Genomic DNA, 5114 nt, shown 5'->3' on the forward strand with positions numbered 1-5114 from the left:
GTGGATAGAGGGGGCGTGGGGTCGTGGGGGGACGTTGCAGGATCTGACCGACGCACTCATGTGGGGTCCGCCTTGAGTGATGCTGGATCTTCCCGGCGCCGTGACTCTACGCGCGTATCTCGCCGCGTTGCAGAGGCGAGAACGTCAGCTTGTTGCAGCATGCGGGGTCAGCAAGCTGTCAGATCCGGCCACGGGGGCCGTCAGTCACCCAGGACGCCCAACCGGACCATTACGCCGCACTCCGGCGCGGTGTCACGGGGCGGGAAGCGCTCACCGGTCCGTCTCGAACGCCCCGCCGAGACCGCGTTGTTGGCCGGCGGCCGACCGGTTCCGGCCAACTCCGCGCGGCCGGGCGCCGCCTGGCGACCCCGGACGGCATGTCGACGCCCCGGCGCTGTCCCCCGAACACACGACACGGCCCCGGCCGCCGGGTGGACCGCTGTGAAGCGGTCCACCCGGCGGCCGGGGCCGTGGGACGGCCGACGGAGACGCCGAGACGCGTGCCCCGGTGCGCTCAGCGACGACGACGGTCCGGGCGCCACACCACCAGCGCCGAGGACTGCCGCACGTCCTGGTAGGGCACCAGGTCCCGCCGGTAGGACGCGTGCACCTGCGCCTCGCGCTGGCGCATCGCCACCGCCGCGCCGTCCACCGACTGCTGGAGTTCCACCACCCGGGCCTGCAACGCGGCGACCTGGTTCTCCAGTTCGATGATCCGCTTGATCCCGGCGAGGTTGATGCCCTCGTCCTGCGAGAGGCGCTGCACGGCGCGCAGCAGGTCGATGTCGCGGGCCGAGTAGCGCCGCCCCCGGCCCGCGGTGCGGTCCGGGGAGACCAGACCGAGCCGGTCGTACTGCCGGAGTGTCTGCGGGTGCAGCCCGGACAACTGGGCCGCCACCGAGATCACATAGACCGGGGTGTCGTCGGTGAGTTCGTAGGGGTTCCGATTCGGTCCTGCCCGGCCGTCCACGTCAGTCTCCCTTCGCGGCCTCGAACAGTGCGGCCCTCGGGTCCTCGCCGTCGGCCGCCTGCCGGTACTCCTCCAGTGCCTTCTTCGCCTTGCTACCCATGTCGCGCGGCACAGCCACCTCGATGGTGACCAGAAGATCACCGCGGGTGCCGTCCTTGCGGACCGCGCCCTTGCCGCGGGCGCGCATGGTCCGTCCGCTGGGGGTGCCCGGGGGCAGCTTCAGCGTGACCGGCGGACCGCCGAGGGTCGGCACCTTGACCTCGCCGCCGAGTGCGGCCTCGGGGAAGGTGACCGGCACCGTGACGGTGAGGTTGTCGCCGCGCCGCCCGAAGACCGAGTGGCTGTCGACGTGCACCACGACGTAGAGGTCACCGGCCGGGCCGCCCCGTTCACCGGGCGCGCCCTTGCCCCGCAGCCGGATGCGCTGCCCGTCCGAGACACCGGCGGGGATGCGCACCTGCATGGTGCGGGAGCTGGTGGCACGCCCCGAGCCGCGGCAGATGGTGCACGGGTCGTCGGCGATCAGGCCGCGCCCCTTGCAGTCCACACACGGGTCGGTGAGGGAGAAACCGCCCCCGCCGCCCCGGCTGACCTGTCCGGTTCCGACGCAGGTGGGGCAGACGCGCGGGGTGCCGTTCTTGTCGCCGGTGCCCTTGCACGCCTTGCAGGCCGCGCTGGAGGACATCCGCAGCGGGACGGTGGCGCCGTCCACCGCCTCGGTGAAGCTGAGCGTCACCTCCGACTCGATGTCCTGCCCGCGCCGGGGCTGGGTGCGGGTGCCGGCGCCGCCGCGGTTGAAGATGCCGCCGAAGACGTCACCGATGCCGCCTCCGCCGCCGGCGAAGCCGCCGGGGGGCTGGGTGGTGGTGCCGCCGCCCGGGGCGCCGCCGAAGAGGTCGCCGAGGTCGAAGTTGAACTGACCGCCGCCGCCCGCCCCGGGGCCGGGGCGGAACCCGCCGTTGCCGAACAGGGCGCGGGCCTCGTCGTACTCCTTGCGGCGCTTGGCGTCACCGAGGACGTCGTAAGCCTCGGAGACGTCCTTGAACCGGTCCTCGGCCTTGCTGTCACCCTTGTTGGCGTCGGGGTGGAACTCCCGGGCCAGCTTCCGGTAGGCCTTCTTGATCTCCGCCTCGGTGGCGTCCCTGGGGACGCCGAGGGCCTTGTAGTAGTCCTTCTCGATGAAGTCCTTGGTGCTCACCCGGCGCGTCCCTCCTTCCACAGATCCGAACCGTGCCCCCGGCCGGGCCCACGATGGGGCCCGGCCGGGGGCACGGTAGGTCCGGGCACGGCGTCAGCCGTCCTCGGAGCCACCGTTCTCCTTCTGCGTGCCGCCGGTCGCCTCGGCGGCGTCGCCGCCCGCCTCGGCGTCGTCGGCGTCCTTGGCGTCCGCGTCGGCCGGACCGCCGTCACCGGCGGTGTCGGCCGCGGAGTCCTTGGCCGCCGCGCCCGGCTGCGGCTCCGCGACGCCCACCCGCGCGGGGCGGATGGTGCGTTCACCGATGCGGTACCCGGGCTGGAGGATCTGCACGCAGGTGGTCTCCGTGACGTCCGGCGAGTAGCTGTGCATCAGCGCCTCGTGGATCGTCGGGTCGAAGGACTCACCCTCCTTGCCGAACTGCGCCAGCCCCATCTTCGCCGCGACGGTCTCCAGCGACTCGGCGACCTGCTTGAAGCCGCCGACCAGCTCACCGTGGTCACGTGCGCGGCCGATGTCGTCGAGCACGGGAAGCAGCTCGGTCAGGAGGTTGGCGATCGCCACCTCCTTGACCGCGACGCGGTCCCGCTCGACCCGGCGGCGGTAGTTCTGGAACTCCGCCTGGAGCCGCTGCAGATCCTTGGTGCGCTCGCTGACCGCGGTGCGGGCCTGGTCGAGCTGTGCGGTGAGCGCCACCTCGGCGGCGAGCTCCGCGTCGTCCCCCTCGGGGGCGTCCGGGTCGAGGTCCCGGTCCGCCTGCTTCTCCTGCTCCCCTTCGGGGCCGGCGGCCTCCGAAGGGGGTGTCGCGGGCGCCTCGGCGTCGGGGACCTCGGGCTCCTTGTCGAAGCCCTCCTGGTCCTTTGTCACGCCGCACCACCCTTCGGCTTCTCGTCGTCCACGATCTCGGCGTCGACGACGTCGTCGTCGGTGCCGCCGGCCTGCTCGCCGCCGGACGCCTGCGGGCCGCCCTCCTGGCCGGGGGTGGCGCCGGAGGCCTGGGCGTCGGCGTACATCGCCTGGCCCAGCTTCTGGCTGGTGGCCGCGACCTGCTCGGACGCGGTGCGGATGGCCGCCGTGTCCTCGCCCTTCAGGGTCTCCTTGAGCTCGCCGACCGCGGTCTCGACCTCGGTCTTGAGCTCGGCGGGAACCTTCTCGCCGTTCTCCTTGAGGAAGTTCTCCGTGGTGTAGACGAGCTGCTCGGCCTGGTTGCGGGTCTCGGCGGACTCGCGGCGCTTGGAGTCCTCGTCCGCGTACTGCTCGGCGTCGCGCATCATGCGCTCGATGTCGTCCTTCGGCAGCGCGGAGCCACCGGTGACGGTCATGCGCTGCTCCTTGCCGGTACCGAGGTCCTTGGCGGAGACGTGCATGATGCCGTTGGCGTCGATGTCGAAGGTGACCTCGACCTGCGGGACGCCGCGCGGCGCCGGGGGCAGGCCGGTCAGCTCGAACATCCCGAGCTTCTTGTTGTACGCCGCGATCTCGCGCTCGCCCTGGTAGACCTGGATCTGCACGGACGGCTGGTTGTCGTCGGCCGTGGTGAAGATCTCCGAGCGCTTGGTCGGGATCGTGGTGTTGCGCTCGATCAGCTTGGTCATGATGCCGCCCTTGGTCTCGATACCAAGGGACAGCGGGGTGACGTCGAGCAGCAGGACGTCCTTGACCTCGCCCTTCAGGACACCGGCCTGCAGGCTGGCGCCGATGGCGACGACCTCGTCCGGGTTGACGCCCTTGTTGGCGTCCTTGCCGCCGGTCAGCTCCTTGACCAGGTTGGCGACGGCGGGCATCCGGGTGGAGCCGCCGACGAGGACCACGTGGTCGATCTCGGACAGCTGGACGCCGGCGTCCTTGATGACGTTGTGGAACGGCGTCTTGCAGCGCTCCAGGAGGTCCTGGGTCAGCTGCTGGAACTGCGCCCGGGTCAGCTTCTCGTCGAGGTGCAGGGGGCCCTCGGCGGAGGCGGTGATGTAGGGCAGGTTGATGGAGGTCTCGGTCGAGCTGGAGAGCTCGATCTTCGCCTTCTCGGCGGCCTCGCGCAGACGCTGGAGCGCCATCTTGTCCTTGGAGAGGTCCACGCCGTGGCCGCTCTGGAACTGCTTGACCAGGTGGTCGACGACCCGCTGGTCCCAGTCGTCGCCGCCGAGCGCGTTGTCGCCGTTGGTGGCCTTGACCTCGACCACGCCGTCGCCGATCTCCAGCAGCGAGACGTCGAAGGTGCCGCCACCGAGGTCGAAGACGAGGATGGTCTGGTCGTCCTTCTCCAGACCATAGGCGAGCGCGGCCGCGGTGGGCTCGTTGACGATGCGCAGGACGTTGAGGCCCGCGATCTCACCGGCCTCCTTGGTGGCCTGGCGCTCGTGGTCGTTGAAGTACGCCGGGACGGTGATCACCGCGTCGGCGACCTTCTCGCCCAGGTAGGACTCCGCGTCCCGCTTGAGCTTCTGCAGGATGAAGGCGCTCATCTGCTGCGGGTTGAAGTCCTTGCCGTCGAGGTTGACCTTCCAGTCGGTCCCCATGTGGCGCTTGACCGAACGGATGGTGCGGTCAACGTTGGTGACGGCCTGACGCTTGGCCACCTCGCCGACGAGCACCTCGCCGTTCTTCGCGAAGGCGACGACGGACGGCGTGGTCCTGGCGCCCTCGGCGTTGGTGATGACGGTGGGCTCACCGCCTTCGAGAACACTGACGACGGAGTTCGTCGTACCCAGGTCGATGCCGACCGCACGTGCCATGTCGATTCCTCCAGCTCATACCTTGAGTAGATCTGACTCAAGAGTGCATGACCCCGGCGCGGCAGTCAACCGCACTGTCAAATGACTTGAGTCTCAGCCACTCAATTCTTATCCAGCTCTTACGCTCACTCTCGGCGAAACCCCGATCACCCGACGCCGCATCCGCGCGGCGGCCGCCGGTTTTCGCCCCGAACGCCCCGGGAACGCCCCGATCCCCCCA

Annotated in this window: 4 protein-coding genes; all 4 read right to left on the reverse strand. The window is 70.6% G+C overall.

Translation table 11 applies throughout. From position 1 onward, the window contains the following. Window positions 1–514 precede the first annotated feature (514 nt). The 4 genes from E0D90_RS23360 to dnaK all read right to left on the reverse strand — a co-directional run bounded on the left by E0D90_RS23360 (window position 515) and on the right by dnaK (window position 4894). Complete coding sequence (locus E0D90_RS23360; protein WP_103504222.1) at window positions 515–970, reverse strand: heat shock protein transcriptional repressor HspR; 456 nt, start codon at window positions 968–970, stop codon at window positions 515–517. Window position 971: 1 nt separating this feature from the next. Further along, on the reverse strand, window positions 972–2168 hold the full coding sequence (gene dnaJ, locus E0D90_RS23365; RefSeq protein ID WP_103504221.1) for a molecular chaperone DnaJ: 1197 nt from the start codon (window positions 2166–2168) through the stop codon (window positions 972–974). A 93-nt stretch (window positions 2169–2261) separates the two neighbouring features. Continuing rightward, window positions 2262–3032: a nucleotide exchange factor GrpE gene (gene grpE / locus E0D90_RS23370; RefSeq protein WP_130799975.1), complete on the reverse strand. Its 771-nt coding sequence runs from the start codon at window positions 3030–3032 to the stop codon at window positions 2262–2264. Then, window positions 3029–4894 (reverse strand): molecular chaperone DnaK, encoded by a 1866-nt coding sequence (gene dnaK, locus E0D90_RS23375; RefSeq protein ID WP_103504219.1) that lies wholly within the window; start codon window positions 4892–4894, stop codon window positions 3029–3031. The genes grpE and dnaK overlap by 4 nt, the downstream gene beginning before the upstream one ends. Window positions 4895–5114: the final 220 nt, after the last annotated feature.

Origin of the sequence: Streptomyces otsuchiensis (genome assembly GCF_004305975.1) — a bacterium.
In the GTDB taxonomy this organism is placed as follows: domain Bacteria; phylum Actinomycetota; class Actinomycetes; order Streptomycetales; family Streptomycetaceae; genus Streptomyces; species Streptomyces otsuchiensis.